Origin of the sequence: Streptomyces sp. NEAU-W12 (genome assembly GCF_026242095.1) — a bacterium.
Taxonomy (GTDB): domain Bacteria; phylum Actinomycetota; class Actinomycetes; order Streptomycetales; family Streptomycetaceae; genus Streptomyces.
Genome location: NZ_JAPJDM010000008.1, coordinates 127,001 through 140,527, shown reverse-complemented (window position 1 = coordinate 140,527; position 13,527 = coordinate 127,001). Strand labels below are relative to the sequence as shown.

11 protein-coding genes are annotated in these 13,527 nt (G+C 70.5%); 5 read left to right on the top strand and 6 right to left on the bottom strand.

Features of this window, described 5'->3' with window-relative positions:
* Nucleotides 1–15: 15 nt before the first annotated feature.
* Together ORI94_RS12115 and ORI94_RS12110 are read right to left on the bottom strand one after the other, a co-directional pair.
* Entirely contained in the window at nt 16–954 is a 939-nt protein-coding gene (locus ORI94_RS12115; RefSeq protein WP_266074534.1) for an amino acid ABC transporter permease, read from the bottom strand.
* 33 nt (nt 955–987) lie between these two features.
* Nucleotides 988–1,956 carry an ABC transporter substrate-binding protein gene (locus ORI94_RS12110; RefSeq protein WP_266074533.1) on the bottom strand — a complete coding sequence of 323 codons (969 nt, stop codon included), beginning with the start codon at nt 1,954–1,956 and terminating at the stop codon, nt 988–990.
* A 583-nt stretch (nt 1,957–2,539) separates the two neighbouring features.
* On the opposite strand from ORI94_RS12110, the gene ORI94_RS12105 reads away from it, so the two are divergent.
* The 4 genes from ORI94_RS12105 (at nt 2,540) to ORI94_RS12090 (ending at nt 5,792) form a co-directional block, all read left to right on the top strand.
* Complete coding sequence (locus ORI94_RS12105) at nt 2,540–3,778, top strand: NAD(P)-dependent malic enzyme (RefSeq protein ID WP_266074532.1); 1,239 nt, start codon at nt 2,540–2,542, stop codon at nt 3,776–3,778.
* 140 nt (nt 3,779–3,918) lie between these two features.
* Entirely contained in the window at nt 3,919–4,884 is a 966-nt protein-coding gene (locus tag ORI94_RS12100; RefSeq protein WP_266074531.1) for a zinc-binding dehydrogenase, read from the top strand.
* A gap of 132 nt (nt 4,885–5,016) precedes the next feature.
* The gene (locus ORI94_RS12095; protein WP_266074530.1) at nt 5,017–5,226 is read left to right on the top strand and encodes an HTH domain-containing protein; all 210 of its coding nucleotides are present in this window, start codon (nt 5,017–5,019) and stop codon (nt 5,224–5,226) included.
* Nucleotides 5,226–5,792, top strand: a complete 567-nt coding sequence (locus ORI94_RS12090) for a Clp protease N-terminal domain-containing protein (RefSeq protein WP_266074528.1) — start codon at nt 5,226–5,228, stop codon at nt 5,790–5,792. Before ORI94_RS12095 ends, ORI94_RS12090 begins: the two co-directional genes overlap by 1 nt.
* 179 nt (nt 5,793–5,971) lie before the next feature.
* Here ORI94_RS12090 and ORI94_RS12085 read toward each other — a convergent pair whose 3' ends face one another.
* Nucleotides 5,972–7,033: a PadR family transcriptional regulator gene (locus tag ORI94_RS12085; protein ID WP_266074526.1), complete on the bottom strand. Its 1,062-nt coding sequence runs from the start codon at nt 7,031–7,033 to the stop codon at nt 5,972–5,974.
* Nucleotide 7,034: 1 nt separating this feature from the next.
* On the bottom strand, nt 7,035–7,961 hold the full coding sequence (locus ORI94_RS12080; protein ID WP_266074524.1) for a DUF4097 family beta strand repeat-containing protein: 927 nt from the start codon (nt 7,959–7,961) through the stop codon (nt 7,035–7,037).
* A gap of 232 nt (nt 7,962–8,193) precedes the next feature.
* On the opposite strand from ORI94_RS12080, the gene ORI94_RS12075 reads away from it, so the two are divergent.
* Entirely contained in the window at nt 8,194–9,093 is a 900-nt protein-coding gene (locus tag ORI94_RS12075; protein WP_266074523.1) for a hypothetical protein, read from the top strand.
* Between the two features lie 71 nt (nt 9,094–9,164).
* On the opposite strand, the gene ORI94_RS12070 is transcribed toward ORI94_RS12075, so the two are convergent.
* Both ORI94_RS12070 and ORI94_RS12065 read right to left on the bottom strand, forming a co-directional pair.
* The gene (locus ORI94_RS12070; RefSeq protein ID WP_018571400.1) at nt 9,165–9,347 is read right to left on the bottom strand and encodes a DUF6104 family protein; all 183 of its coding nucleotides are present in this window, start codon (nt 9,345–9,347) and stop codon (nt 9,165–9,167) included.
* 108 nt (nt 9,348–9,455) lie between these two features.
* A complete protein-coding gene (locus tag ORI94_RS12065; RefSeq protein WP_266074521.1) occupies nt 9,456–13,262 on the bottom strand; it encodes a multifunctional oxoglutarate decarboxylase/oxoglutarate dehydrogenase thiamine pyrophosphate-binding subunit/dihydrolipoyllysine-residue succinyltransferase subunit in 3,807 nt (1,268 codons plus the stop codon).
* Between the last annotated feature and the right edge of the window lie 265 nt (nt 13,263–13,527).

Sequence of the window (13,527 nt, the reverse complement as noted above, 5' to 3'; positions counted from 1 at the left end):
CCTTCACCTGGTCGGTCATGCCGCGCCTCCCTTCGGGCGGCCGAGGGACAGCATGTTCGCCCTCACCTTCTGCCACGGCGTCGCCGGCAGCTGCCGGGTGGAGCCGCGGGCGTAGTAACGCTCCAGGTAGTACTGGCCGACGCTGAAGACCGAGGTCAGCAGCAGGTACCAGGCCGCCGCCAGGAACAGCATCTCCGCGGGGGCACCGGAGGTCTGCCCGATGTCCTGGGCCACCCTGAACAACTCGGAGTACTGGACGACGGACACCAGCGAGGTCGTCTTCAGCATGTTGATGACCTCGTTGCCCGTGGGCGGCACGATGACGCGCATCGCCTGCGGGATGACGATGCGGCGCAGCGTCTTGGGGTGGCTCATGCCCAGCGCGTGCGACGCCTCCGTCTGGCCCTCGTCGACCGAGAGCAGACCTGCCCGGCAGATCTCCGCCATGTACGCGGCCTCGTTGAGGCCGAGGCCGAGCAGCGCGGTCAGGAACGGGGTCATGAAGTCGGACCACTCGTCCCGGTAGAACGGCCCGAGGTTGATGTACTCGAAGACCAGCCCCAGGTTGAACCAGACCACCAGCTGCACCAGGACCGGGGTGCCGCGGAAGAACCAGATGTAGAACCACGCGATCGCCGAGGTCACCGGGTTCTTCGACAGCCGCATGACGGCCAGCACGATGCCGCCGACGATGCCCATGGTCATGGCCAGGACGGTCATCAGGAGCGTCTTGCCCACACCGCTGAGGACGCGGTCGTCGAAGAAGTAGTCCGGGATCGCGTTCCAGTTGATCCTGCCCTGGGAGAAGGCGTAGACGACCGTGCCGAACAGGGCGAGAGCGATCACGGCTGTGACGTACCGGCCGTAGTGACGGACCGGGATGGCCTTGATGGCCTCCGGGCCGGCCGGGGGGGTGTCGGCCGGCCCCGTCGTCTTGTCGATGTCAACAGTCACGGGTGTTGCCTTTCAGTGCCGCGAGGCCCGCGGTCACTTGCCGCCGTTGACGGTGGCCTCGTCGACGGCGCCTTCCGCGACGCCCCACTTGTCCATGATCTTCTGGTACTCGCCGTTCTCGATCAAGGCCTCCAGCGCCGCCTGGAGGGCGTCCCGCAGCTCGGTGTTGTTCTTGGCGACCGCGATGCCGTACGGGGCGGCCTCGACCTGCTCGCCGACCAGCTCGAAGTCCTTGCCGCCGCCGGAGGTCTTCACGGCGTACGCGGCGACCGGGAAGTCGGACGAGCCGGCGTCGGCGCCGCCGGCCCGCAGGCGGGTCTGGGCCTGCTGGTCGTTGTCGAAGGACTCGATGCTGAGCTTCTGGTCCGCCGGGCACTTCTCGGCCTCGGCCTTGGCGAGGTCCTCGGAGACGGTGCCGCGCTGCAGCACGATCTTCTTGCCGCACAGGTCGGACCATGTCTTGATGCCCTGGTCGTCACCCTTCTTGGTGTAGATCGACACACCGGCCGTGAAGTAGTCGACGAAGTCGACGCCCTCGCCGACCTTCTTGCCGGTCTCGGAGTCGATGCCTTCCTGGCGGTCCTTGGTGTCGGTCATCGCGGACATCGCGATGTCGTACCGCTTGGAGCGCAGGCCTGTGATCAGGGTGTCGAAGGTGCCGTTCTCGAACTCGAACGTCACGCCGAGCTGCTTGCCCATGGCGTCGGCGAGGTCGGGGTCGATGCCGACCGTCTCGCCGGAGTCGTCCTTGAACTCGACCGGGGCGTACGCGATGTCCGAGCCGACCTTGATGACGCCCTTGTCGCGGATCGCCTGCGGCAGCTCGTCGGCCAGCGGGGCGGCGCTGCCGGCCGCGGTGTCGCCGCTGTCCGATCCGTTGCCGTTGTCCTTGGTCTGGTCACCGCAGCCGGTGACGAGCAGGGCGCCTGCGACCGCGATCGCGCCAACCGCTGCCAGTCGGGACTTGGCGGCGGGGGTACGACGGGTGATGCGTGCGGTCATGGTGTTCCTCCGGCGGAAGGGTGGGGTGCCGATGGGGTCGGCCACGGCCGATGGGAATCGGCGGTGCCGCGAGTCGACGGAAGCACACGTCTTCGAGTGTCGCGACTCTGTGTGATGACCGCATCTTGCCATTCGGACTGCGCCGTTCAGTGGGCTCGCCATGTCAAAATCGGATAACAGGTGACGCTCGAACCGCACTGCTCCGCTCCACCACGGCCGGACAGCCTGCTGGTTTACGCCATCGTGGCCGGAAGATCTCCGGTCTTCGATGAGGTAAAGGGCGTTCGGCCGTCGGATTTGTTACGGCTCGAGCGCTTGCCGAGTCTTCGTCCGGGCCTTGTCCTGAAATGGGTCGATGGGTCCCGGCGCCCGCATGTGACCTTTGCGTTATGGACTCGTCGCCGAAGGCGTCGGTCCGGTAAGAAGGTGCTTTACACCCCTCATCCGGGGATCAGGGCGCGTGTGCGGCGCGCCCGTCGTGTCTGAGCCCGACGCATCAACCCCCCGGGCCCGGCACGGTCCCGCCCGCTCCTCACCCGGAGCGGAAACCCTCAAACCATGAACGATTAAGGGGTAAAACCAAGTGGCAGCGGAGATTGTCAATCCTCGCAGCGACAGCGAAAGCCGGACCGGTCATGAGGAGCAGGACGGGAGGGCGGAGCCCCTCGAGTCCTTCGACCCGGCATTCGCGCTGCACCGCGGCGGCAAGATGGCTGTGCAGGCCACCGTGCCGCTCCGGGACAAGGACGACCTGTCCCTGGCGTACACACCCGGCGTCGCGAAGGTGTGCAGCGCGATCGCCGAGCAGCCGGACCTCGTCCACGACTACACCTGGAAGTCCTCGGTCGTCGCCGTCGTCACGGACGGCACGGCCGTGCTGGGGCTCGGTGACATCGGCCCCGGGGCCTCCCTCCCCGTGATGGAGGGCAAGGCGATCCTCTTCAAGCAGTTCGGCGGCGTGGACGCGGTTCCGCTCGCCCTGGACTGCACCGACGTGGACGAGATCGTCGAGACCGTGGTCCGGCTCGCCCCGTCCTTCGGCGGCGTGAACCTGGAGGACATCTCGGCGCCCCGGTGCTTCGAGATCGAGCAGCGGCTCCAGGAACTGCTGGACATCCCGGTCTTCCACGACGACCAGCACGGCACCGCGGTCGTGTCGCTGGCGGCGCTGCGCAACGCGGCGCGGCTGAGCGGGCGGTCCCTGGGCGAGCTGCGGGTCGTGATCTCGGGCGCGGGCGCGGCCGGTGTGGCCATCGCGAAGATGCTCGTCGAGGCCGGTATCGGCGATGTCGCGGTGGCCGACCGCAAGGGCGTCGTCTCGCGGGACCGCGAGGACCTCACGCCGATCAAGCGGGAGGTGGCGCAGTTCACCAACAAGGCCGGCCTCGCCGGATCGCTGGAGGACGCGCTCGCCGGGGCCGACGTCTTCATCGGCGTCTCCGGCGGCACGGTCGCGGAGCCGGCGGTGGCGTCGATGGCCGAGGGAGCCTTCGTCTTCGCCATGGCCAACCCCGAACCCGAGGTGCGCCCGGAGATCGCCCACAAGTACGCGGCTGTCGTGGCCACCGGGCGGTCGGACTTCCCGAACCAGATCAACAACGTGCTGGCGTTCCCGGGGATCTTCGCCGGGGCGCTGCAGGTGCGGGCCTCGCGGATCACCGAGGGGATGAAGCTGGCGGCGGCCGAGGCGCTGGCGGCCGTGGTCGGGGACGATCTCGCCCCCGACTACGTCATCCCGTCCCCGTTCGACGAGCGGGTCGCGCCGGCGGTGACCGCGGCGGTCGCCGCGGCGGCCCGCGCGGAGGGCGTCGCCCGCCGCTGAGGCGTGCGAAGGTGTGCCGGCCCCGCTCACAGGTGGGCGGGGCCGACTCGCCTGTGCGGTCCGAAGCGCGGTGGCAAGAAGGCGTGTCTCACAGCGACGCCTTGTTCCGTCAGGGGGACGGGCGACCTATCGTCAAGGTCATGTTCGCTGTCTACGCCGCCCGAATCGACCGTGACCAGCCGCTTTCCGGTCTGGAGCTGGGGGAGCGCCCGGCTCCCGAGGTCCGCCCCGGCTGGAGCACCGTGACCGTGAAGGCCGCCTCCCTCAATCACCATGACCTGTGGTCCCTGCGGGGCGTCGGCCTTCCGGAGGACCGACTGCCGATGATCCTCGGCTGCGACGCCGCCGGGATCGACGAGGACGGCAACGAGGTCGTCCTGCACTCCGTGATCGGACAGACCGGCCACGGGGTGGGCCCCGGAGAACCCCGGTCGATCCTGACGGAGCGCTACCCCGGCACGTTCGCCGAGCAGGTCGCCGTGCCCACCTGGAACGTCCTGCCCAAGCCGAAGGAACTGTCCTTCGAGGAGGCGGCCTGCCTGCCCACGGCCTGGCTGACCGCGTACCGGATGCTGTTCACCAACGCCGGAGTGCGGCCCGGCGACTCCGTACTGGTGCAGGGCGCCGGCGGAGGCGTCGCCACCGCCGCGATCGTGCTCGGCAGGGCCGCGGGACTGCGGGTGTTCGCCACCAGCCGCGACGAGGCGAAGCGGAAGCGGGCCCTGGAGCTGGGCGCCGTGGAGGCGCTGGAACCCGGGGCGCGGCTGCCGCAGCGGGTCGACGCGGTCGTCGAGACGGTGGGGGCCGCCACCTGGTCCCACTCGGTGAAGTCCCTGCGGCCCGGCGGCACGCTGGTGATCTCCGGCGCCACCAGCGGAGACCGGCCCTCGCACGCCGAGCTGACCCGGATCTTCTTCCTGGAGCTCAGGGTCGTCGGGTCGACGATGGGCGGCAAGGACGAGCTGGAGGACCTGCTCGCCTTCTGCGCCGCCGCCGGCGTGCGTCCCGTCATCGACGAGGTGCTGCCCATGGACCGGGCCCGGGAGGGGTTCGAGCGCATGGAGACGGGCGGGCAGTTCGGAAAGATCGTGCTCACCGCCCCGTAGTCGCGCGGCGGTACGCCGCCCGGGCCTGCCGCCTCTCGCGGTGGGTGCTCACGGCCGGTCCGGTTTCCGGGCCGGCCGCCGGCATGTCAACTGGGGTTGACGTGCGCGAGCTTGTCAACGTATGTTGACGCCATGACCGAGGCAACCGATCTTGCCGAGCGGGCGGGTGACGGTGATCCACGGGTCGGCCTGCGGGCCGTCGCCGCGCTGCGCAGGCTGCTGGAGCAGTTGGAGGCCGTGCAGGTGCGCAACGCGCGCGATCGCGGCTGGTCGTGGCAGGAGATCGCCAACGAGCTCGGAGTGAGCAGGCAGGCCGTGCACAAGAAGTACGGGAGGCATTGATGTTCGAGCGGTTCACGAAGGATGCCCGAGCCGTGGTGAAGGGGGCGGGCGAGCAGGCCGAGAGGGCGGGGGCACGGTATGTCGGCGCCGACCACCTGCTGCTGGCCCTGATCGACCGGGAGGGCGGCCGGGGTTCGTTCGCGCTGGCCGCTCTCGGACTCGCCGGGCGACGGGACTCGGTGCGGGCCGCGGTGGGGGAGGCGCGCCGGAGGGCCGGGCTGACCCAGGCCGAGACCGACGCGCTGGCCGGGCTGGGCATCGACGTCACGGAGATCGTCACCAGGGTGGAGAACGTGCACGGCCCCGGAGCCATGTCCCGTGACGGGAGGAGTACCGGCCGGTGGCGCTCGGGGCACCGGCCCTTCACCCGGGAGGCCAAGGACACCCTGGTGGGCGCCCTGCGTGTCGCCACCGACCGCCGCCACCGCCACATCGGCGACGAACACCTCCTGCTGGCCCTGACCGTCCGCCCCGGCGTCCCGGCAGAAGTCCTCGCGGATCACGGCGTCACGTACCAGTCCCTGGTGAGGGTCCTGTACGGCGACGGGGAGGCCAGGGCGGGCTGAGCGACCGTGGGAGCCGGACGCCCGGTCGGGCCCCGGCCGTCCGCCGGGGTGCCTGCACGGGCTCTGCCGAGGGCGGGTGGCGGGCGGCGCAAAGCCGGTCGGGGGACGCCGGGGCCGGGGACCGCATGATGCGGGCCGCGTGCGGTCGCGGGCCGAGGGGGACCGGGCCTGCCGGGGGCTCAGGGCTTCGGGGCGTGCAGGAGGGCTCCGATCCGGGCTGCGGCCGTGGACAGGTGGTGGCGGGCTTCGCGGAGCTGGTCCGGGGTGACACCGTGGTCGCGGGTCGCGTCGCGGATGTCGTCCCGGAAGCGGTCCAGCAGGCGGTCCAGGTCGCGCGCGGGGTCACCGGCGGAGTCCGTGGCGCCCTCGTGCGCCCATGCCGGGGTGTAGTCGGCGGGGAAGTCCTCCGGTGTCCGGGAGTACGACGGTCCGGGCGCCGGGGCGCCGCTCTGCGTGCCGGTACGGCCGAAGCCGAAGTCCTTGCCGAACTCGCCCACCTCCTTGACCAGCTCACCCAGGCCCTCGCGCAGGCCCGTCGGCCAGTCGCCCCGTGAGAAGTGGTCCTGCACCTGCTCCTGGACCCGCCGGGCGATGCGCTGCACCTCCTCCTGGGCCTGGGCGGCGGCCCGGTCCTGGGCCTCCTTGGCCTGACGGCGGGCACGCTGCGCCTCGTCGCGGGCGCGGCGGCTCTCGTCCTTCGCGCGCCGGGCCTGTTCCTTCCACTCCTGCTTGGCGCGGCGCATCTCCTCCTTCGCGGCGCGCCAGGCCTCGTTGTCGCCGAGGCCCGTGAAGTCACCGCCGGAGGCAGAGCCGGTGCCGGCCCCGCCCGGTGCCTCCGCGTCACGGCCGCCCTCGCGGGCCTGGCCGGCGGCGGCACGCATCTCGCGGCGCAGGTCGCCCGCCGCACCGCGGACGTCGGCGCGGATCTCGGCGGCCAGCTCGGCGACCGACTCCCGGATCTCCAGCTCCAGGTCGATCAGCTCGCCGCTGCGGTCGGTCAGTTCGGCACGGCCGGCGTCCGTGATCGAGTACACCTTGCGGCCGCCCTCGGTGGTGTGGGTGACCAGGCCCTCGGCCTCCAGTTTGGCCAGGCGCGGGTAGACCGTGCCCGCCGACGGCGCGTAGAGCCCCTGGAAACGCTCCTCGAGCAGACGGATCACCTCGTAGCCGTGGCGCGGGGCCTCGTCCAGCAGCTTCAGCAGGTAGAGGCGGAGACGGCCGTGGGCGAAGACGGGGGCCATGTCAGAGCACCTTCTTGTCGGTCGGGCCCTCGGCGGGGCCGTCGGGTGCGGCGCCGGTGGGGCCGGGGCCCGGAGCAGGGACGGAAGGGTCCCCCGAGCCCTCCCACGGCCCGCTCTCCTCCGCGTGGGGCGGGCGGCGCAGCAGGGCAATGGAGCCGGAGACGGTGGTGGCCCGCAGCTTGCCGGTGCCCGCGCCCAGCCGGCCGGTTATCTTGTGGGCGCCCCACTGGCCGTGCACCCGGAGGCCGTCGAAAGCGTTGGAGACGGCGCCGCTCGCCGTGTTGGCCTCGACCTCGGCATCCGCCGGATCGGGCAGCCGGATCGCGATCTCGCCGGAGACGCTGGTCAGCCGGATGTCGGTGGGACCGTCGGCGGCGAGGTCCACGATCATGGAGCCGCTGACCGAGTCCGCCCGCACGGTGGAGCCGGAGCCGTCGACCACGGTGAGGTCGCCGGAGACGGAGTGGAAGCGGATGTCGCCGGTGACGGACTGGGCTTCGACGTTCCCGGACACGGTGTCCGCGCGGACCGGGCCGGCGAGGGCGACCAGGGTCGCGTCGCCCGTGACGCCCTGCAGCACGGACGGCCCCTTGACCCCGGAGACGACGGCGGCGGCGCCGACCACTCCCACCTCGACCCGCGTGTGTGCCGGAACGGCCAGGGAGACCACCGCGCTGCGGCGCCAGCCCTTGCTGTCCAGCCACTTGAGGAAGCCCTTCCAGGGCAGGTCCTCGTAGGCCACCGTCAGGACGCCGTCCCGCTGGGTCACCACCAGAGGCGGTCCCTCGATCTCGGAGACCTCCAGCCGGGCGGATCCCTCGTCCGTGCCCACCACGTTCACCGTCCCGTTGACGAGACGGACGTTGAGCTCGGTCACCGGATCGTCGAAAGTGATCTTCTCGGGCCCCGAGACGGACCTTTCGGACATGGTGGAACCTCCTGGGGCGGGTTGCCGGACTGTCTGGACGACGGAGAGCGGCGGAGAGCGACGGAGGGCGAAACGGTGCAACGGGAGGTGCGGTGCATGGTCGCACGCGCACCACGACGCGCCATATCGCGTCTCACGTAATTCACGATATATCGCGGACGGGGAAAGTCAAGACACTCGTTCCGGCGAGTGGCGGCCATGCGAAAAGGAGGAATTGTCCTACGGTATGACCATGTCGACGGAACAGTCCCAGGTCGCGGGCCGGGCCCGTCCCGTACCGGGAGCCCTGCTCCTGTGCCGTGCGGAGGCCGGATCCGTCGCCTCCGCCGCCCGGCTGCTGCACGAACGCATGCTGCTCGCCCGAGCCGGTGACGAATGGAGCGTGCTCGTCCCCGAGGGCGGGCCCTGGCGGTCCGGCACGGACCCGGTGGACCGGGTGGTCCACGGCTGGGCCATCGCGCTCACCGTCGGTGTCTCCTGGCCGGTGCTGGCCCTGTGGTGGGACGGAGAGCGGGCCGGGATCACCCTTGCCGCCGGCTTCCGCAGTCCGGTCGGCTACGTGTGGCTGGCCGACGGCACGCCGGCCGGCATGGAGGAGGCCATGCGCACCTTCGCGGGCCGGCTCGGCCTCGACCCGGTCCTGGACATGCGGGCCCTGGACGAGCTGACCCGACCCGATTCCGCCGCCGACGCCTCCGCGCGGCTGAGCGGCGTCCTCGCCGTCCTCACCCGTGCGGGCGTATTCCTGCCCCCGGGACTCGTCCCCGGCGAGAACGCCGACGGACTGCTCGAAGCGGCCCGGCTCCAGCCGGACACCCGTCGGATCGAGGAGGACGGGAGCGTTGAGGAGGACGGGAGCGGTAGGAGCGCTACGGACCGGCCGGACGGCATCACCGACGCCCGGCGCCCCGCACCCCGGCGCCCCCTACTCCGGCCCTCCCGCGCGGGCGGCCCGCCGTCCGTGCCCGCCGTCGTGTGCGTCCCGGCCCTCGTCCAGATGGCCGCGGGCCTGCCGCTGGCCGTCTGGGGCCTACGCCACCGCAGCGGCGGCTGGATCGTGGCGGGGGCGCTCCTGTTCGCCCACGGCGCCGTCGCGCTGGCCGACCACACCCTCACCCATCCACGCGACTGAACCCACGCGACTGAACCCGTGCGACTGAACCCACGCGACTGATCCCGCGCGACCAGGGCCAGGCCCTCCTCCTACTCCTCGTCCTCGTCGTCGTCCAGCCGGGCCAGCCATGTCGCCAGGCGTTCCACCGGCACCTCGAAGTCGGGGTTGAGGTCGACGAACGTCCGCAGCTGCTCGGCGAGCCACTCGAAGGTGACCTCCTCCTCGCCGCGCCGCTTCTCCAGTTCCTCGATGCCACGGTCCGTGAAGTACATGAGGACAAGAATATGTGCGCCCACACGGACGGGGCCGCACCCCCACAGTGGGGGTGCGGCCCGGTCACGTACGGCCTGCGACCCATGCCGGGGCCGCTCAGGAGTCCGTCAGGCGTCGAACACCTCACGCACCAGCTGCTCCTGCTCGGCCTGGTGCCGCTTCGCGGAACCGACGGCAGGGGACGAGCCGTGCGGGCGCGAGATGCGGCGCAGACGCTCGCCGTGCGGGACGTCGGCGCCGACCGCCAGGTCGAGGTGGTCGATCAGGTTGAGCGCGATGAACGGCCAGGCCCCCTGGTTCGCCGGCTCCTCCTGGGTCCACAGGTACTTCTCGGCGTTCGGGTACTTCTTGATCTCCGCCTGGAGCTCGGCACCCGGCAGCGGGTACAGGCGCTCGATGCGCAGGATCGCCGTGTCCGTCACGCCGCGCTTCTTCCGCTCGGCCTCGAGGTCGTAGTAGACCTTGCCGGCGCAGAAGACGACCTTCTTGACCGCGGCCGGGTCGACCGAGTCGTCGCCGATCACCGGGCGGAACTGGCCCGTGGTGAACTCCTCCGCCTTCGAGGCCGCGGCCTTCAGGCGCAGCATCGACTTCGGCGTGAAGACGACCAGCGGCTTGTGGTGCGGGTTGTGCACCTGCCACCGCAGGAGGTGGAAGTAGTTCGACGGGAGGGTCGGCATCGCGACCGTCATGTTGTTCTGTGCGCAGAGCTGCAGGAACCGCTCAGGACGGGCCGAGGAGTGGTCCGGGCCCTGGCCCTCGTAGCCGTGCGGCAGGAGCAGGGTCACACCGGAGGTCTGGTTCCACTTCTGCTCGGCCGACGAGATGAACTCGTCCACGACCGTCTGCGCGCCGTTGACGAAGTCGCCGAACTGCGCCTCCCACATCACCAGCGCGTCGGGGCGGGCCAGCGAGTAGCCGTACTCGAAGCCCATCACCGCGTATTCGGACAGCAGGGAGTTGTAGACGTTGTACCGGGCCTGGTCCTCGGACAGGTACAGCAGCGGCGTGTGCTCCTCGCCGGTCTCCCGGTTGATGATCACCGCGTGCCGCTGGCCGAAGGTGCCGCGCTGCGAGTCCTGGCCGGACAGCCGGACCGGGACGCCCTCCAGGAGCAGCGAGCCGACCGCGAGGGTCTCGCCCATGCCCCAGTCGATGGTGCCGTCCTCGACCATCGATGCCCGGCGCTGCAGCTGCGGCAGCAGACGCGGGTGGACGGTGATGTGGTCGGGGATGTTGACCTGGGACTCGGCGATCCGCTTGACGACCTCGGAGGTGACCGCCGTGTTCACGGCCACCGGGAACTGGGCCTGCGGCTCCGAGGGCTCGACGGCCGTCGGCTGGGACGCCGCCTCGCGGACCTCGGTGAAGACCTTCTCCAGCTGGCCCTGGTAGTCCTGCAGCGCCTGCTCGGCTTCCTCCAGGGTGATGTCGCCGCGACCGATGAGGGACTCGGTGTACAGCTTGCGCACCGAGCGCTTCTTGTCGATCAGGTCGTACATCAAAGGCTGGGTGAAGGCCGGGTTGTCGGTCTCGTTGTGACCGCGGCGGCGGTAGCAGATGAGGTCGATCACCACGTCCTTGTTGAAGGCCTGGCGGAACTCGAAGGCCAGCCGCGCCACGCGGACGCACGCCTCCGGGTCGTCGCCGTTCACGTGGAAGATCGGGGCCTCGATCATGCGGGCCACGTCCGTCGCGTACATCGACGAGCGCGAGGACTCGGGCGCGGCGGTGAAGCCGACCTGGTTGTTGATGACGACGTGGACCGTGCCACCGGTGCGGTAGCCGCGCAACTGGGACATGTTCAGGGTCTCGGCCACCACGCCCTGGCCCGCGAAGGCCGCGTCGCCGTGGATCGCCACCGGCAGGACGGTGAAGTCCGTGCCGCCCTTGTTGATGATGTCCTGCTTGGCGCGCGCGACGCCCTCCAGGACCGGGTCCACCGCCTCCAGGTGGGAGGGGTTGGCGACCAGGGAGACCTTGATCTGCTCGCCGTCGAGACCGGTGAAGGTGCCCTCGGCGCCCAGGTGGTACTTCACGTCGCCGGAGCCGTGCATCGACTTCGGGTCGAGGTTGCCCTCGAACTCGCGGAAGATCTGTGCGTACGACTTGCCCACGACGTTGGCCAGCACGTTCAGCCGGCCGCGGTGGGCCATGCCGACGACGACCTCGTCGAGACGGGACTCGGCGGCCGAGTCCAGCACGGCGTCGAGCAGCGGGATGACGGACTCGCCGCCCTCCAGGGAGAAGCGCTTCTGGCCGACGTACTTGGTCTGCAGGAAGGTCTCGAAGGCCTCCGCCGCGTTCAGCCGGCGCAGGATGCGCAGCTGCTCCTCGCGCTCCAGGTTGGAGTGCGAGCGCTCCACGCGGTCCTGGATCCACTTGCGCTGCTTCGGATCCTGGATGTGCATGAACTCGATGCCGGTGGTGCGGCAGTACGAGTCGCGGAGCACGCCGAGGATGTCGCGCAGCTTCATCAGGCTCTTGCCCGAGAAACCGCCGACCGCGAACTCGCGCTCCAGGTCCCACAGGGTGAGCCCGTGCTCGGTGATGTCCAGGTCGGGGTGCTTGCGCTGGCGGTACTCCAGCGGGTCGGTGTCGGCCATGACGTGGCCGCGGACCCGGTAGGAGTGGATCAGCTCGAAGACGCGGGCGGCCTTGGTGACGTCGTCGTCGTGGGACGCGTCGATGTCCTTGAGCCAGCGGACCGGCTCGTAGGGGATGCGCAGCGCCTCGAAGATGTCGTCGTAGAAGCCGTTCTCGCCCAGCAGCAGGTTCGCCACGGCGCGCAGGAACTCGCCGGAGGCGGCGCCCTGGATCACCCGGTGGTCGTAGGTCGACGTGAGCGTCATGACCTTCGAGATGCCGAGCTTGTTCAGGGTGTCCTGACTGGTGCCCTGGAACTCCGCCGGGTAGTCCATGGAGCCGACGCCCAGGATCACCGACTGGTTCGGCATCAGGCGCGGCACCGAGTGGACGGTGCCGAGGCCGCCGGGGTTGGTCAGCGAGACGGTGACTCCGCTGAAGTCGTCCATCGTCAGCTTGTTGTCGCGGGCGCGACGGACGATGTCCTCGTAGGCCTGCCAGAACTCGAAGAAGTTCAGCGTCTCGGCCTTCTTGATGCCCGCGACGACCAGCTGGCGGTCGCCGTTCGGCTTGACCAGGTCGATGGCGAGGCCGAACTTGACGTGCTCCGGCTTCACCAGGGTGGGCTTGCCGTCCACCTTCGCGTAGTGCCAGTTCATCGACGGCATCGCCTTGATGGCCTGGACCATCGCGTAGCCGATGAGGTGCGTGAAGGAGATCTTCCCGCCGCGGGCACGCTTGAGGTGGTTGTTGATGACGATGCGGTTGTCGAACAGGAGCTTCACCGGGAGTGCGCGCACGGACGTGGCCGTGGGCACCTCCAGGGAGGCGTCCATGTTCTTCGCGACGGCCGCGGACGGGCCGCGCAGCGTCAGCTGCTCGGGGCCCTGCTTGGCCTCGTCGGCGGGCTTCGCCTGGGGGGCCTGGGACTTCGCGGCGGCCGGCTTGGCGGGGGCCGGAGCGGCCTTCGCCGGAGCGGGCGCCGAGGCCTTCGCCGCCGGCTGGGCGGCCGGCGGCGAAGGGGCGGGCTGCGGGGCAGCCGGTGCGGGCGTGGCGGCGGGCCGGGCCGGAGTGGCCGGCGCGGCCGTCGTCGTGCCTGCGGTCCCCGACGCCGCGTTGTTCACCGGAGCCGGGCCCTGAGGGGCGCCCGGCTTGTAGTCGGCGAAGAAGTCCCACCAGGCCCGGTCGACCGAGTTCGGGTCCTGGAGGTACTGCTGGTAGATCTCGTCGACGAGCCACTCGTTGGCACCGAAGGCCGCGGCGGGGTTCTTGCCCGCTTGGTCGGTGTCGGTCGAGATGCTCGAGTTATTGGGGGACTGTGGCGACACGGCGTCAACCGCCCTCTTCCGCTTCACAAGATGATGGACAGCGGAAATTAAGGCTACGCCTCCCCGACCGAGAAGGTCAGTCCGGGCCGTCCAACGTCGTGCAAGTCACATCTCGGAGGGTGTTTCGGCGCAGGAAATGGCGGGAAACAAGCGTGGTTCCGCGCTGTCGGGGTGCGCCGGGTACGGGTCGGCCGCGACCCGGCGCGCTCGCCGCACGGGCCTGTGCCTGATCACACGTGTCCGTCAGCGCGAACGTATGTGGATC

What these genes read in the sequence shown, in the direction of transcription:
- ORI94_RS12080 (WP_266074524.1), bottom strand. Translation starts at nt 7,961, where the DNA reads ATGTCCGAAAGGTCCGTCTCGGGGCCCGAGAAGATCACTTTCGACGAT.
- ORI94_RS12110 (WP_266074533.1), bottom strand. Translation starts at nt 1,956, where the DNA reads ATGACCGCACGCATCACCCGTCGTACCCCCGCCGCCAAGTCCCGACTG.
- ORI94_RS12085 (WP_266074526.1), bottom strand. Translation starts at nt 7,033, where the DNA reads ATGGCCCCCGTCTTCGCCCACGGCCGTCTCCGCCTCTACCTGCTGAAG.
- ORI94_RS12100 (WP_266074531.1), top strand. Translation starts at nt 3,919, where the DNA reads ATGTTCGCTGTCTACGCCGCCCGAATCGACCGTGACCAGCCGCTTTCC.
- ORI94_RS12095 (WP_266074530.1), top strand. Translation starts at nt 5,017, where the DNA reads ATGACCGAGGCAACCGATCTTGCCGAGCGGGCGGGTGACGGTGATCCA.
- ORI94_RS12070 (WP_018571400.1), bottom strand. Translation starts at nt 9,347, where the DNA reads ATGTACTTCACGGACCGTGGCATCGAGGAACTGGAGAAGCGGCGCGGC.
- ORI94_RS12090 (WP_266074528.1), top strand. Translation starts at nt 5,226, where the DNA reads ATGTTCGAGCGGTTCACGAAGGATGCCCGAGCCGTGGTGAAGGGGGCG.
- ORI94_RS12075 (WP_266074523.1), top strand. Translation starts at nt 8,194, where the DNA reads ATGTCGACGGAACAGTCCCAGGTCGCGGGCCGGGCCCGTCCCGTACCG.